This window comes from Rhodocyclaceae bacterium (assembly GCA_020248265.1).
Classification (GTDB): domain Bacteria; phylum Pseudomonadota; class Gammaproteobacteria; order Burkholderiales; family CAIKXV01; genus CAIKXV01.
This window is the reverse complement of the sequence record JADCHX010000002.1, coordinates 153,227-166,993: the sequence shown is the minus strand read 5'-3', so window position 1 is coordinate 166,993 and position 13,767 is coordinate 153,227. Positions and strand designations below refer to the sequence as shown.

The 13,767-nt window shown below is 66.4% G+C and carries 12 protein-coding genes; 5 read left to right on the top strand and 7 right to left on the bottom strand.

All coding sequences use genetic code 11. The annotated features are described in order from the left end of the window. Nucleotides 1–67: 67 nt before the first annotated feature. The 5 genes from odhB to ING98_01615 all read left to right on the top strand — a co-directional run bounded on the left by odhB (nt 68) and on the right by ING98_01615 (nt 6,162). On the top strand, nt 68–1,315 hold the full coding sequence (gene odhB, locus ING98_01635) for a 2-oxoglutarate dehydrogenase complex dihydrolipoyllysine-residue succinyltransferase (protein MCA3100550.1): 1,248 nt from the start codon (nt 68–70) through the stop codon (nt 1,313–1,315). 2 nt (nt 1,316–1,317) lie between these two features. After that, nucleotides 1,318–2,742 (top strand): dihydrolipoyl dehydrogenase, encoded by a 1,425-nt coding sequence (gene lpdA / locus ING98_01630; GenBank protein ID MCA3100549.1) that lies wholly within the window; start codon nt 1,318–1,320, stop codon nt 2,740–2,742. A 107-nt stretch (nt 2,743–2,849) separates the two neighbouring features. Then, on the top strand, nt 2,850–3,938 hold the full coding sequence (locus ING98_01625; protein MCA3100548.1) for an AFG1 family ATPase: 1,089 nt from the start codon (nt 2,850–2,852) through the stop codon (nt 3,936–3,938). Nucleotides 3,939–4,087: 149 nt separating this feature from the next. Next, nucleotides 4,088–4,966 carry a glyoxylate/hydroxypyruvate reductase A gene (locus ING98_01620; protein MCA3100547.1) on the top strand — a complete coding sequence of 293 codons (879 nt, stop codon included), beginning with the start codon at nt 4,088–4,090 and terminating at the stop codon, nt 4,964–4,966. A 173-nt stretch (nt 4,967–5,139) separates the two neighbouring features. Next, entirely contained in the window at nt 5,140–6,162 is a 1,023-nt protein-coding gene (locus ING98_01615) for a tripartite tricarboxylate transporter substrate binding protein (protein MCA3100546.1), read from the top strand. 145 nt (nt 6,163–6,307) lie between these two features. Here the strand turns inward: ING98_01615 and ING98_01610 are convergent, their stop codons facing one another. From ING98_01610 to ING98_01580, 7 genes are all read right to left on the bottom strand, one after another. Next, the gene (locus ING98_01610) at nt 6,308–7,225 is read right to left on the bottom strand and encodes an alpha/beta fold hydrolase (protein ID MCA3100545.1); all 918 of its coding nucleotides are present in this window, start codon (nt 7,223–7,225) and stop codon (nt 6,308–6,310) included. Between the two features lie 17 nt (nt 7,226–7,242). Then, entirely contained in the window at nt 7,243–8,556 is a 1,314-nt protein-coding gene (locus ING98_01605; protein MCA3100544.1) for an MFS transporter, read from the bottom strand. A gap of 95 nt (nt 8,557–8,651) precedes the next feature. Next, the gene (locus ING98_01600; protein ID MCA3100543.1) at nt 8,652–10,496 is read right to left on the bottom strand and encodes a chemotaxis protein CheA; all 1,845 of its coding nucleotides are present in this window, start codon (nt 10,494–10,496) and stop codon (nt 8,652–8,654) included. An 82-nt stretch (nt 10,497–10,578) separates the two neighbouring features. Continuing rightward, a complete protein-coding gene (cheZ, locus tag ING98_01595; protein ID MCA3100542.1) occupies nt 10,579–11,316 on the bottom strand; it encodes a protein phosphatase CheZ in 738 nt (245 codons plus the stop codon). A gap of 4 nt (nt 11,317–11,320) precedes the next feature. After that, on the bottom strand, nt 11,321–11,716 hold the full coding sequence (cheY, locus tag ING98_01590; GenBank protein MCA3100541.1) for a chemotaxis response regulator CheY: 396 nt from the start codon (nt 11,714–11,716) through the stop codon (nt 11,321–11,323). Nucleotides 11,717–11,792: 76 nt separating this feature from the next. Further along, nucleotides 11,793–12,737 (bottom strand): chemotaxis protein CheV, encoded by a 945-nt coding sequence (locus ING98_01585; GenBank protein MCA3100540.1) that lies wholly within the window; start codon nt 12,735–12,737, stop codon nt 11,793–11,795. Nucleotides 12,738–12,796: 59 nt separating this feature from the next. Then, nucleotides 12,797–13,738: a chemotaxis protein CheV gene (locus ING98_01580; protein ID MCA3100539.1), complete on the bottom strand. Its 942-nt coding sequence runs from the start codon at nt 13,736–13,738 to the stop codon at nt 12,797–12,799. Nucleotides 13,739–13,767 lie beyond the last annotated feature (29 nt).

Sequence of the window (13,767 nt, the reverse complement as noted above, 5' to 3'; positions counted from 1 at the left end):
CAGAGGCTCCGGTCGCGCGTGCCCTTCGCCGGGGCGCGCGGACGCAATACCATGACAAGGTGAATCGATCATGCTGGTGGAAGTGAAGGTACCGATGCTGTCCGAGTCCGTTGCCGAGGCGACGTTGCTCTCATGGCACAAGAAGCAGGGTGAGTTCGTCAAGCGCGACGAGAACCTGATCGACATCGAGACCGACAAGGTCGTGCTCGAACTGCCTGCACCCGACTCCGGCGTGCTGATCAGCATCGCCAAGGGCGATGGTGGAACGGTGGTCAGCCAGGAAGTGATCGCCACGATCGATACCGAGGCCACGGCGAGCGCAGGTGCGTCCGCCGCTGCCGCGCCGGCTGCCGCCCCCGCCCCCGCACCCGCAGCCCCCGCAGCGGCGGCATCCGCGCCGGCCTTGGCGGCGGTGATGCCCGCGGCACAGAAGATCGCCGCCGAGCAGAACGTCGCGACGGATGCGCTCGCCGGCTCCGGCCGCGGTGGCCGCGTGACCAAGGAAGACGTGCTGGGCGCAGTCCAGGCCCGCGCCGCGGCCCCGGCAGCGCCCGCCGCGCGTGCGCCGCTGCCGAAGGTCGATGCACCGGTGAGCGTCGGTGTCATCCTTGGCAACCGCCCTGAACAGCGCGTGCCGATGTCGCGGTTGCGCCAGCGCGTGGCCGAGCGGCTGCTCGCGTCGCAGGCCAATGCGGCGATCCTCACCACCTTCAACGAAGTGAACATGCAGCCGGTGATGGACCTGCGTGCGAAGTATCGCGACCGGTTCGAGAAGGAGCACGGCGTGAAGCTCGGCTTCATGTCCTTCTTCGTAAAGGCGGCCGTCTACGCGCTGAAGAAGTTCCCGGCCGTGAATGCCTCGATCGACGGTCCGGACATCGTCTACCACGGCTACTTCGACATCGGCGTGGCCGTCTCCAGCCCGCGCGGACTGGTCGTGCCGATCGTGCGCGATGCCGACCGCAAGACGATGGCCGACATCGAGAAGGAGATCGCCGAACTGGGCAAGCGTGCGCAGGACGGCAAGCTCACCCTCGAAGAACTCACCGGCGGCACCTTCTCGATCTCCAACGGCGGGGTCTTCGGCTCGATGCTGTCGACGCCGATCATCAACCCGCCGCAGAGCGCCATCCTCGGCGTGCATGCGACCAAGGATCGCCCGGTGGTCGAGAACGGCCAGATCGTCATCCGCCCGATGAACTACCTGGCGATGTCGTATGACCACCGGATCATCGATGGCCGCGAGGCGGTACTGTCGCTGGTCGCCATGAAGGATGCCCTCGAGGATCCTTCCCGACTCTTGCTGGACGTCTGACCATGGCCAAGCAATTCGACGTAGTCGTGATCGGCGGCGGCCCCGCCGGCTATGTAGCCGCGATCCGCGCCGGGCAGCTCGGGCTGTCCGTTGCGTGCGCTGAATCGAATCCCTACGCGGATCCGAAGGGCGAGCCCCGGCTCGGCGGCACCTGCCTGAACGTGGGCTGCATCCCGTCCAAGGCGTTGCTGCAGTCCTCCGAGAACTACCACCTGCTGCACGAGGGCTTTGCCCAGCACGGCATCACGGTTTCGGATGCGAAGATCGACATCGGCACCATGGTCGGGCGCAAGAACAAGATCGTCGATCAGTTCACCGGTGGCATCAAGGGCCTGTTCCGCAAGTACAAGGTCACCTTCATTCCCGGCCATGGCAAGTTCGTCGCGGCAGGCGGTGCAGGCTGGAAGCTCGACATCGGCGGCGAGGCTGTCGAGGCGAAGCATGTGATCGTCGCCACCGGTTCGCGCTCGCGTCCGCTGCCGGGCGTGCCGGTGGACAACGAGACCATCGTCGACAACGTCGGCGCGCTCGATTTCAAGGCAGTGCCGACGAAGCTCGGCATCATCGGCTCCGGCGTGATCGGGCTGGAACTCGGTTCGGTGTGGAAGCGGCTGGGCGCCGAGGTCACCATCCTCGAAGCCCTGCCGACGTTCCTCGGCGCCTGCGACGAGGCGGTGTCGAAGGAAGCCTGGAAGGTGTTCACGGCAAAGCAGGGCCTGGATATCAAGCTGGGCTGCAAGATCGGCGAAGTGAAGAAGGGCAAGGCGGGCGTGTCGATCGCCTACGAGCAGGACGGCAAGGCGACGACGCTCGAGTGCGACAGGCTGATCGTGTCGATCGGCCGCGTCCCCAACACCGACGGCCTGGCTGCAGACGCGGTCGGCCTCAAGCTGGACGCCCGCGGCTTCATCGAGGTCGATGGCCATTGCCGTTCCACGCTGCCCAATGTCTACGCCGTCGGCGACGTGGTACGCGGGCCGATGCTTGCGCACAAGGCGATGGAAGAGGGCGTGATGGTCGCCGAGATCATCGCCGGACAGGCCGGCCATGTGAACCTCGATACGGTGCCCTGGGTGATCTACACCTCGCCCGAGATTGCGTGGGTCGGCAAGACGGAGCAGCAGCTGAAGGCCGAAGGCGTGGCCTATCGCACCGGGCAGATTCCGTTCATGGCCAACGGTCGCGCGATGGGCATGGGCGACACCACCGGTTTCGTGAAGATGATCGCCGATGCGAAGACCGACCGTATCCTGGGCGTGCATATCATCGCCGCCCATGCTTCGGAACTGATCTCCGAGGCGGTGGTTGCGATGGAGTTCTCCGCGAGTTCCGAGGACCTTGCCCGGATCGTTCACGCGCATCCGACGCTGTCCGAGGTGATCCACGAGGCGGCGCTCGCGGTCGACAAGCGATCGCTGCACTTCTGAACGGGAATCCGACAGTCCCGGGAGCCGCGGCCGGCGCAGGCGCGGCAGGATCCGAAGCGGTGGTGAAGGCGCCGCCCCCTGCCGAGGGCGGCGCCCTCGCGGCCTGGATGCGACGCCATGCCTCTGCGCATGGCTACACGCTCGATCCTGCCCAGGAGGCGACCCTTCCGGCATTCGGGCGCGTGTTCGACGGTATGGCCGAACTCGAGCGCGCCGGGCGATCGCTGCTGGGCCGCCTGTCGCGCCGGCGTACCGTGCGCGGCCTTTACCTGTGGGGCGGCGTCGGCCGGGGCAAGAGCTTCCTGATGGACACGTTCTTCGCTGCCGTGCCGGCGACGAGGAAGAAGCGCATCCACTTCCACCGGTTCATGCAGGAGATCCATCACAGCCTGCGCGACCTCCAGGGCCGCGCGAACCCGATGCGCGAGGTAGCCCGCCTGATCGCGAAGGATGCGCGGTTGCTGTGCCTCGATGAGTTCCACGTGACCGACATCACCGACGCGATGCTGATGCGCAACCTGCTCGAAGGGCTGGTAGAGGAGGGCATCGTGCTGGTGACCACCTCGAACGCGAAGCCGGACGACCTGTACCGCAACGGCCTGCAGCGCAGCGGCTTCCTGCCGGCGATCGAACTGCTCAAGCAGCACCTCGAAGTGATCGAGGTCGAATCCGAAGTCGACTACCGGCTGCGTGCGCTGCACGCGGGAGGCGTCTATCACACGCCGATCGATGCAGCGGTCGAGGCGCGGCTCGAGGCGGAGTTCCGGGCGCTGTCCGGCGAGACCGGCGAGACCGGGGTCCCGATCGAGGTCGACGACCGGGTGTTCGTCGCACGCCGCGTCGCCAGTGGCACCGCCTGGTTCGACTTCCGCATGCTGTGCGACGGTCCGCGCGGCAAGTCGGATTACATCGAGCTCGCGCGGCGCTTCCATACCGTGATCGTGTCCGGCGTACCCGAACTGACGTCCGACGAACGCGATGTCGCGCGCCGGTTCGTCTGGCTTATCGACGAGTTCTACGACCGCCGGGTGAAGCTGATCCTGTCGGCGGAAGTGACGGTCGAGCGGCTGTTCGTGCGCGTTCCGCTCGACGATGTCTACAAGGAGCAGAAGGGCAGCGGCGAGTTCGACCGCACTGTCAGTCGCCTCGTCGAGATGCAGTCGGTGCACTATCTCGCCGAGCCGCACCTTCCCTGAGGTACCGGTCTCACCCGTACGCACGCAGCGATCCCGACCCACCTGCGGTACGCTCCGTCGATGCGTGCAGCCGCGCGCATCATTCGCCGGAGTCGACGATGGTCCTGCTGATCAATGCGCCCACCGAGAACGGGAATGCGTGGCGCGAGATGTTCCTGGAACTGGATCCTTCCCTCCAGGTTCGCGTCTGGCCCGATATCGGCGATCCCGCCGACGTGGACGTTGCTTTCGCGTGGCGTACCCAGCCGGGCGACCTTGCACGCTACCCCAACCTGCGTGCGGTGTTCTCGCTCGGTGCCGGCGTCGACGGGCTGCTCGCCGATCCGGCATTCCCCCGACAGGTGCCGCTGGTGCGCATGGTCGATCCCAACCTCGGCGTGCTGATGACCGAGTATGTGCTGGCGGCGGTGCTGCGCCATCATTGCGAACTCGACCACTACCACTGGCTGCAGCAGGCCGGACGCTGGCAGAAGCGGGTGCGTCCGTTTGCCGCCGAGCGCGTCGTGGGAATCATGGGCCTGGGCGAACTCGGCGCGTGTGCGTCGGTGGCGCTGCGGGGGCTGGGCTTCAACGTGCGGGGCTGGTCACGGCGCATCCGCACGGTGCCGGGCGTCGAGACCTACGCGGGCGATGCCGGCCTGTCCGCCTTCCTCTCCGGCAGTCAGATCCTGGTCTGCCTTTTGCCGCTGACGGCCCAGACGCGCGGCATCCTCGGTGCATCGACCTTCGCCCGGATGCCGCGCGGCAGCTGCCTGGTGAACGCTGCGCGCGGCGGCCATGTGGTCGATGCAGACCTGGTCGCGGCACTCGATGCCGGTCAGCTGTCCTCGGCCACGCTCGACGTGTTCGAGACCGAGCCGTTGCCGGCGGGGCATCCGTTCTGGACGCACCCGCGCATCCTGATCACGCCGCACATCGCCAGCGTGACCAGCCTGCCCACTGCGGCTGCGCTGGTGATCGAGAACCTGCAGCAATGGCGCGCCGGTGGCGCCCTTCGCAACGTGGTGGATCCGGACCGGGGCTACTGAGCAGGCGCGTGCCCGGAACGTTCAGGGTGTCGTACGAACGCGCGCTGGCCGATGTCCCGACGCTCCGATGGTAGCATCCGACAGGTTTGCGTCAGGGAGTCGGAAAAATGCTGCCGACGTCGAGTTCAGGGACAAAGAATGCGGTCGGAGCGACCGCACGGATGGAGATACGCATGGAGCACCCGAAACACCGCACTGCGCCGGCAGGCGCGGCGCAAGAGGCCGGCACGTCCAGCCGAGCGGCGTTCGCCGCTGCAGCGTTCGCGTTGACAGCCGCATTGCCGATCACGGCCTTCTGCCAGGCATGGCCCGTGAAGCCGGTCCGGTGGGTGGTGCCGTTCTCGTCGGGCGGTGTCGCCGACATCCCGGCACGCATCATCGGCCAGAAGCTGTCTGAGACGCTCGGTCAGCAGGTGGTGATCGAGAATCGCCCGGGTGCCGGCGGCACGCTCGGTTCGGAGGCCGTCGCGCGGGCCCAGCCCGACGGTTATTCGTGGCTGGTCGTGTCCAACACGAACGTGATCAACGCGGCACTGTACGGCAAGCTTTCCTACGATCCGGTGAAGGACTTCACCCCGGTCATCCACTTCGCCTCGACGCCCAACGTGCTGGTGGTGCATCCATCCTTCCCGGCGAAGAACGTGAAAGAACTGATCGAGGTCGCACGCAAGCGGCCGAAGCAGATCTTCTATGCATCGTCCGGCAACGGCAGTTCGCAGCATCTGTTCGCGGCATTGTTCGAGTCGCTGGCGAAGACCGAGATGGAGCATGTGCCGTTCAAGGGCAGCGGCCCGGCGATCGCGGCGCTGCTCGGCGGCGAGGTGTCGATGTCCTTCACCGGCATGAGCGCGGTGCTGCCGTTCATCCGGTCCGGCAAGCTGCGTGCACTGGGCGTGACGACCGCGCAGCGCAACGCCGCGCTGCCGGACGTACCGGCGATCGGGGAGGCAGTGCCAGGGTACGACGCAACACTCTGGCTCGGCCTGCTGGCACCGGCCAACACCCCGCGCGAGATCGTCATGCGGATGAACGCCGAGATCGTCAAGGCACTGAAGGATCCGGTGGTGCGCAAGCCGCTGGTCGATGGCGGCAACGAGGTGATCGGCGGCACGCCGGACGAGTTCGGCAAGCTGTTCAATGCCGAGATGGTGAAGTGGGCCAGGATCGTCAAGGCGGTTGGCGCCAGGATCGACTGACGGGGACAACGGATGCCGCTCGCGCACCAGCCCTGCATGGACGTCGCGCGAGGCTGGCCGGCGCAGTGAACGCCCGCCGGGCGCACTGCTCGTACCTGTGCGGCACCCGATCCGTGCCATGGTGGTGGCACGGATCGGCAGGGCATCAGCCGCGGTAGAGCGGTTCCGGCTGCGTGAAGAACGAATGCAGGATGTGATAGCACATCTTGTAGTTCTTCTGCTGGAAGCTCGCGTGCGAGATGCCGGCCATCATCGCGAACTGCTTGTCTGCGTTGGGCAGGCGCCTGTAGAACTCGATCAGGTCGTCCAGTGCCGCGATGCCGTCGAATTCACCGCGCATCAGCAGGGTGGCGGCGCTGATCCTGGCCGGGTCTACCACCGGCAGTTTCGAACACATGTCGACGTAGGTGCCCGTCGGCATCTCGTGGTCGAGCGCCAGGATCGCGTCGGCGAAGGCTTCGATCGTCGCCTCGTCGGCGCAGCCAGGATGGTCGCGGTTGAAGATCGAATGCACGAAGGCGCGGTCGATCGGGCGTTTCTTGATGGCGATGAAATCGGCCAGCTTCTTCTTACGCTCTGCGAGGGTCGGGGCGCCTTCGCCGGTCCAGACGAACGCGTCGAGGGCCAGGCGCGACACCCGCTCGGGATTGCGCTCGGCGAACATCGCCGCGCGCAGCGCGCCGGAGGATATGCCGTAGACCATGAACTGCTTCGTGCCGCGGGTCTTCATGATGTAGTCGCTGGCCGCCTTCACGTCGTCGGCGCCGTTGGCGATGTCGAAATAGATGTCGCGCGACTTGTCGGATCGGCCGTAGCCTTCCATGTCGACGCACCAGTTGTCGAAGCCACGCCTGGCGAACCAGTCCATCACGGAGGAGTCCGGGCGACCCGGGACGGTCAGGTCGAAGGTCGGGGTCGAGGCCATCGACGAACCGTGAACCCAGAGGATCGTGCCGTTGCTGCCGGTGCCCGCAACGGCGCGCTTCTCCCACAGGTACAGGTTGATGTCGCCCTTCTTCGCCCAGTGCTCCTGGCCGGCAACGGTGGCTTCGGTCGTGCTCATCGGTGATGCGCTCCTTTTCAGGCAGTCGTGCCGCCGCGCCGCTCGAACAGGTCGCGCGGCATCAGGAACACGAAGAAGTTGGCCAGCACGATCGTGCCGGCGAGGAAATAGAAGACGGCCAGCAGGCCCCAGGTGTCGGCGACCCAGCCGGCGAGCAGTGGAGCGATGGCCGCTCCTATTGCCTGCGTGCTGAACATGATGCCCACGGCGGTGCCGGATGCGGAAGCCGGAGTGGTGTCCAGCATCCAGGCCTGCAGCACTGCGCGCACCGCATACAGGAAGAAGCCGAGCAGCGCCGTGCAGGCGATGAATAGCGGCGTGCCCGGCGCGAGCAGCATCACGCCGATCACTACCGCGCTCATGATCATCGACCCGGCCACGATGCGCGAGCGACCCATCCGGTCGGACAGGTGCCCGGCGATCGGCGATGCGGCGAAGCCTGCGGCCTGCAGCACGAACAGGCAGACACCGGCGGCGAAGATCGAATAGCCGAGGTCGTGGGTGAGGTACAGCGGCAGGAATACCAGCAGTCCGGTCTGGGTCATCGTGCGGAACGCCGCGCTGGTGCAGATCATGACCATCGCCCGGTTGCGCAGCAGCGCGGCCGACTGCGCCAGCTGGTCGGACCAGAGGGGCCGTGGCGTCGCTGCCGCTGGCGCCGTGCGTGCTGCGGGCGCCGCGGTGGCCATGCCGCCGTCGCCGGGCGCAGCCTGCCCGCCGCGTCCGGTGCGCAGGTTCGGCAGCGCACCGAGCATCGCCAGGATCAGCAGGGAGGCGAACACACCCGGCACGACGTTCATCACCACCACCTCACGCCAGGTGAACGCGGCCAGCAGGGCGCCGACCACGAGCGGCGCGACGGCTTCGCCGACGTTGCCTCCCATCGCGTGCACCGACAAAGTGACGCCCTTGCGCCCGGGATAGCGGTCGGCGAGCGTCGCGATCGCGGTCGGGTGCCAGATGTTGTTTCCGACCGACACCAGCGTCACGCAGGCGAGCAGGACCCAGTAGGTGCTGGTGAAGCCCATCAGCAGGTACGGGAAGCCGACCCAGAACAGCGAGGCGGCCATCATCAGGGCCCGGTTGCCGTAGCGGTCCACCAGCATCCCTGCCGGCAGGTTGGACGCGGCGCCCATCGTGTGCTGCACGGTCATGATGAAGCCGATCTGCACGTACGACAGGCCCAGTTCGCTGCCGATCAGCGGCAGCAGCAGGTAGAACGTGGCCGTGTACCAGTGCGTCATCGCATGGCCGGCGGAGATCAGCCAGACGTCCTTGAGCCGGAGGATGCCTGGGTGCGGAGGCTGGGGCAGGGTGGCTAGGCCGGACATCGGGGCATTCGCTGGGCGTGGCCGAACCACGGAAGCCGTGGATGTTATCACGCACCCTGGGTGCGTCCGGACACACCCGGCCGGCCGCGAGCCGGTCAGGCGGCCTGGGCGAACAGCGTTGCCAGGTCGTCGTGGCCGGGCTCCGAGAGCAGGGTCTCCATGTCGAGCACCAGCACCACCGAGCCGTCGCCGGCGAGCGTCGCGCCCGCCACGCCCTTGGGCTTGATCTGCTCGAGCGGCTTGATCACGACGTCGTCGCGGCCTATGAAGCTGTCCACTGCCAGCACCAGCGACGACATCGAAGCCTGCAGCAGCACGCCGTAGCGCGGTTGCAACGGCTGTGGCCAGCCGATGAGGCCCGACAGCGTGCGCACCGGCAGTACCTCGTCGCGTACGACCATCGTCGCTCGTCCGGATACCGCCTGCACTTCCCTGGCGCGGATCGGGATGATCTCGCGCACCATCGACAGGGGCACGGCGAATGGCTGCTCGCCAACGCGTACCACCAGAACCGGCAGGATCGCCAGCGTCAGCGGCAGCGAGATCGAGATGCGCGTGCCCGCGCCGGGGTCGGAGCTGATGTCGATCCGGCCGTTGAGTTTCTGGATGTTGCTCTTGACCACGTCCATGCCGACGCCGCGGCCGGACACGCTGGATACTTCGTCCTTGGTCGAGAAGCCCGGCATGAAGATCAGGTGCAGTGCCTGCCGGTCGTCCAGTGCGCTCGCTGCCTCGATGTCCAGCAGCCCCTTCTCGACCGCCTTCCGGCGCAGCACGTCGGGGCGCATCCCGCGTCCGTCGTCGCTGATCTCGATGACGATATGGTCGCCGGCCTGGCGCGCGGACAGGCGCACCGTGCCCTTGTCCGGCTTGCCGGCCGCGCGGCGGTCCTCGGGCGATTCGATGCCGTGGTCTGCCGCGTTGCGCACGAGGTGTACCAGCGGGTCGTTCAATTCTTCGACCATGGTCTTGTCGAGTTCGGTCTCCTCGCCGGAGAGTTCCAGCTCGAGTTCCTTGCCCAGCTGCCGTGCGAGGTCGCGCGCCATCCGCGGATACTTCTGGAACAGTCGGCCGACCGGTTGCATGCGGGTCTTCATCACCGCGTTCTGCAGGTCGCCGACCAGCAGATCCAGCTGGCTCACCGCCTCGTCCAGCGCCCGGAACACCTCGAGGGACGTCTCGCCCTGCATGATGTTGGTGCGCAGACACGTCAGTCGGTTCTTGGTCAGGCCGATCTCGCCGGACAGGTTCAGCACCTGGTCAAGCCGCGCCGTGTCGATGCGGATCGTGTTTTCCTTGACGATCAGCTTGTCTGTGTCGCGGCGGCCTGCGCGTTCGGCTTGGACACCCGGCTGGTCGGTGTCGCGCCGGCCGAGCGGGGAGGGCGCCGCAGGAACGGCCGCTGCCTGCTGCTCTGCCACCTCGAGGGGCGCCTGCATCCCGGTCAGGGCGTTGTAGAGCGCGGGCCAGTCGACGGCGCCTTGCGCCACGGACGGCGCATCCGGTGCCGGCGTGGTGGTTGCCTTCGACGCCGGCATGGCCAGCGCCTCCCCGGAGATCGCGCGCTCGAGGTCGGCCAGCAGCGCCGGGTCGGCTGGCGCGAGATGGCTCGAATTCGCAAGCGTGTCGAACATGTCGCGGACCGAACCGGTCGCCGACATGATCACGTCCATCAGCGCCGCATCGAGTTTCAGCGACCCGTTGCGCAGCAGGTCGAACAGATTCTCGGTGAGGTGGCAGAGGTCGACCAGCGGTTGCACGCAGAGGAAGCCGGCACCTCCCTTGATCGTGTGGAAGCCGCGGAAGATGTGGTTGAGCAGTGCAGGGTCGTCCCGCCGCCGCTCTAGTTCGACCAGCTTGTTGTCGACGTCGGCCAGCAACTCGCCAGCCTCGGTCAGGAATTCCTTCAACAGCTCTTGGTCGCCGGAAAAATCGCTCATGGGCGCTCTCGCTTCAGCAGGGTGCTCTCGATGTGTGGCATCGCCGGGGTGGCGGGCGGTGCGGGAATGCGCAGCCGGCCCTTCAGAAGCCGAGCGATTCCAGCAGTTCGTCTACCTGGTCCTGGTTCTCGACCACGTCGTTGCGGCCGGCATGCTTCGTGACCGGACCGTTCAGCAGACCCTCTGCCTCGACGCGCCTCTGCTGTGGCATCTGCTCCACGAGGAGTTCGAGCAGCTTGTGCTCGATGTCGTGCGCGGCGGCGGTGATCTTCTTGATCACCTGCCCGGTGAGGTCCTGGAAATCCTGGGCCATCATGATCTCGGTCAGCTGAGTGCGCGTCGCCTCGGTGCGTGCGGGTACGCCGCCCAGGTAGCGCTGCGTATCGGCGACCAGCGCCTTGAACTCGTCGATCGACAGCTGGCGAGCGAACAGGCGGTCCCAGTCTCGCGACAGGGCCTTCGCCTCCTTCTCGAGCTCGTCCTGCAGCGGCCGTGCGATCTCGGTCGCGTTCAGCGCGCGTTCGGCGGCCTTCTCGGTCAGCGTGGCCACGTAGGTCAGCCGGTCGCGGGTATCGGGGATGGCGGAGGCAGCCTGCTGCAGCGACTTGTCGAAGCCGAGTTCGCGCAGGCTGTCATGCAGCGTCCGGGTGAGCTTGCCGATCTTTTCGAGTACCGCGCCGGACTGGGTATCGGCTGCGCCGGGCGCAACCTCCGTCGAATCCGCCTTGCCGGCGGACGGATCGGCATTGGCCGCCACGATGCTGTCGAACAGCGCTTCGAGATCCGGTGAGTCCTGCTCGAGTACGGTGCTGGCGTTCATGGCCTCATCCCACCTTTTCCAGGGTTTTCAGTATCTTGTTGAGCTTCTCGTCGAGCACCGCCGCGGTGAACGGCTTGACGATGTAGCCGCTCGCCTTCGCCTGTGCCGCCTCTATGATGTTTTCCTTCTTCGCCTCGGCCGTGATCATCAGCACCGGCAAGCCGGACAGTCCCGCGTCTGCGCGAATGGCGCGCAGCAGGTCGATGCCGGTCATGTTCGGCATGTTCCAGTCCGAGATCACGAAGTCGAAGCCGCCGTTCTTCAGCTTGGCGAGTGCCACGACACCATCCTCGGCCTCTTCGACGTTGCTGAAGCCGAGTTCCTTGAGCAGGTTGCGCACGATCCGGCGCATCGTTGAAAAGTCGTCGACGACGAGGAACTTCATGGATTCCTGGCTCATGCGGATGCTCCGGATCGGCGGGTGTTGATCGGTTCGGGGTTCAATGCGTTTTCCTGTAGATTCTTGGGCGTGCCGCTCAGGCAGTCCGGGTGATCAGCGGCCGCAGCGTCTCGGCCAGCACCGAGGCATCGAACTTCGCCACGTAGGCATCGACGCCGACCGCCTGGCCCATGGCCCGGCTGGCGCTCGACGACAGCGATGAGTGCATCACGATCGGGATGCCGACGAAGCGCTTGTCCGCCTTCACCAGGCGGGTCAGCACGTAGCCGTCCATCTCCGGCATCTCGGCATCGGCCAGGATCAGCCCGAGCTGCGCGGACAGCGGGGTGCCTTCGGCCTCGGCCCGCGCGGCCATCGTCTGAAGGCTGTCCCATGCCTCGCGGCCATTGGTGGCCTGCAGCGAGCGCACGCCGAGACGGTCGAGCACGTTGCTGATCTCGCGCCGCGCGACCAGCGAGTCGTCGACGTAGAACACGGTGGAATCGGCCGCGTTCGTCGCCGGCGCGATCTCGGGTACCAGCGTGTCGCCGTAGACCTGTGCCAGCACATGCTCGACGTCCAGGATCGACACGAGGCGGTCATCCTCGATGCGCGTGATCGCGGTGATCGGATTCTCGGATGACGTTAGGCGGCTCTCCGGCGGCTTCACCTGGTCCCAGTTGACGCGGATGATGTGTTCGACGTCGTGCACCAGGAAGGCCTGCGTATGCCGGCTGTACTCGGTGATCATCATCGTCTCGCACGACGACAACGACGGGTCGGACAGCCCGGCGAAGCGCGCCAGGTGGATCACCGGGATGATGTTGCCGCGCAGGCTTATCACCCCCTCGACACCGCTGGGCATGTTCGGGGTACGGGTGATCTTCGGGGTCTTGGTGACTTCGCGAACCTTGAATACGTTGATGCCGAACGTCTCCCGGGTGCCGAGGGAGAACAGCAGGATCTCCATCTTGTTCGAGCCGGCGAGCCGCGTGCGCGCGTCCACGCGGTCGAGTATCGAGCCGTTTTCTGGCGTGTCCATCGTGGGGTGTCCTGGTGTCATCTGTCTGGTGGGGCGCGGGGATGCGGATCGACGGCCTTTCAGACGAGCAGGCGCGTCAGCGTTTCCGCGAGTCTTTGCGGTTCGAACTTCGATACGTACTCGTCGACGCCCACCGACCTGCCCAGTTGCTGGTTTGAATCACCCGAGAGCGACGAGTGCATCAGCACCTTCAGACCCTTGAATCGTGCATCGGACTTGATGCGGCGGGTCAGCATGTAGCCGTCCATCTCCGGCATCTCGACGTCGGTGAGCACGATCTGCACGCTCTGCACCAGGGGCTCGCCGCGCGCCGCAGACTGCTCCGCCAGACGCTGCAGCGATTCCCAGGCCTGGCAGCCGTTGATCGCCTGCATGTGGCGCACGCCGAGCGCGTCCAGCGTGCGCGCGATCTGCATGCGCGCGGTGCTGGAATCGTCGGCGAAGAACACCGTGCGGTCGTCCATGCCCAGCGGAATCACTTGGCGATAGACCTCCTCGTCCTCTGCGCCGCTTGTGTCCGACAGCACCTTTTCGACGTCCATCATCATCACGAGGCGTCCGTCGCCCAGTTCGGTCACCGCGGTTATCAGTCCGCCCATCTTCTGTGCCAGCATCGGCGGCGGCACCTTCATCTTCGACCAGTCGAGGCGGAGGATCGTGTCCACCGCGGCCACCAGCAGTGCCTGGGTGCGGCCGTTGTACTCCGTGACGATCATCACCTCGCCCATGGTGTCGGTCGGTACCCCCGTGTAGCGCACCAGGTCGATCACCGGAACGAGTACCCCACGCAGGCTCACCATGCCCATCACCGCGTTCGGCATGTCCGGCGCACTGGTGATCGGGGGCGTGCGCATGACCTCGCGCACCTTGAAGACATTGATGCCGAAGGTTTCGGTACGCCCGGTCCTGCTGTCGAGGCCGAGCGAGAACATCAGGATCTCGAGGTTGTTGGTGCCGGCTAGCCGGGTGCGTGCATCGATGTTCTGGAGAAGTTCAGACATTGGGAGTTCCCGATCGGATCCGCGTGAGG

What these genes read in the sequence shown, in the direction of transcription:
- ING98_01585 (MCA3100540.1), bottom strand. Translation starts at nt 12,737, where the DNA reads ATGGACACGCCAGAAAACGGCTCGATACTCGACCGCGTGGACGCGCGC.
- cheY (MCA3100541.1), bottom strand. Translation starts at nt 11,716, where the DNA reads ATGAGCCAGGAATCCATGAAGTTCCTCGTCGTCGACGACTTTTCAACG.
- ING98_01605 (MCA3100544.1), bottom strand. Translation starts at nt 8,556, where the DNA reads ATGTCCGGCCTAGCCACCCTGCCCCAGCCTCCGCACCCAGGCATCCTC.
- cheZ (MCA3100542.1), bottom strand. Translation starts at nt 11,316, where the DNA reads ATGAACGCCAGCACCGTACTCGAGCAGGACTCACCGGATCTCGAAGCG.
- ING98_01620 (MCA3100547.1), top strand. Translation starts at nt 4,088, where the DNA reads ATGTTCCTGGAACTGGATCCTTCCCTCCAGGTTCGCGTCTGGCCCGAT.
- ING98_01610 (MCA3100545.1), bottom strand. Translation starts at nt 7,225, where the DNA reads ATGAGCACGACCGAAGCCACCGTTGCCGGCCAGGAGCACTGGGCGAAG.
- ING98_01580 (MCA3100539.1), bottom strand. Translation starts at nt 13,738, where the DNA reads ATGTCTGAACTTCTCCAGAACATCGATGCACGCACCCGGCTAGCCGGC.
- ING98_01600 (MCA3100543.1), bottom strand. Translation starts at nt 10,496, where the DNA reads ATGAGCGATTTTTCCGGCGACCAAGAGCTGTTGAAGGAATTCCTGACC.
- ING98_01615 (MCA3100546.1), top strand. Translation starts at nt 5,140, where the DNA reads ATGGAGCACCCGAAACACCGCACTGCGCCGGCAGGCGCGGCGCAAGAG.
- lpdA (MCA3100549.1), top strand. Translation starts at nt 1,318, where the DNA reads ATGGCCAAGCAATTCGACGTAGTCGTGATCGGCGGCGGCCCCGCCGGC.
- ING98_01625 (MCA3100548.1), top strand. Translation starts at nt 2,850, where the DNA reads ATGCGACGCCATGCCTCTGCGCATGGCTACACGCTCGATCCTGCCCAG.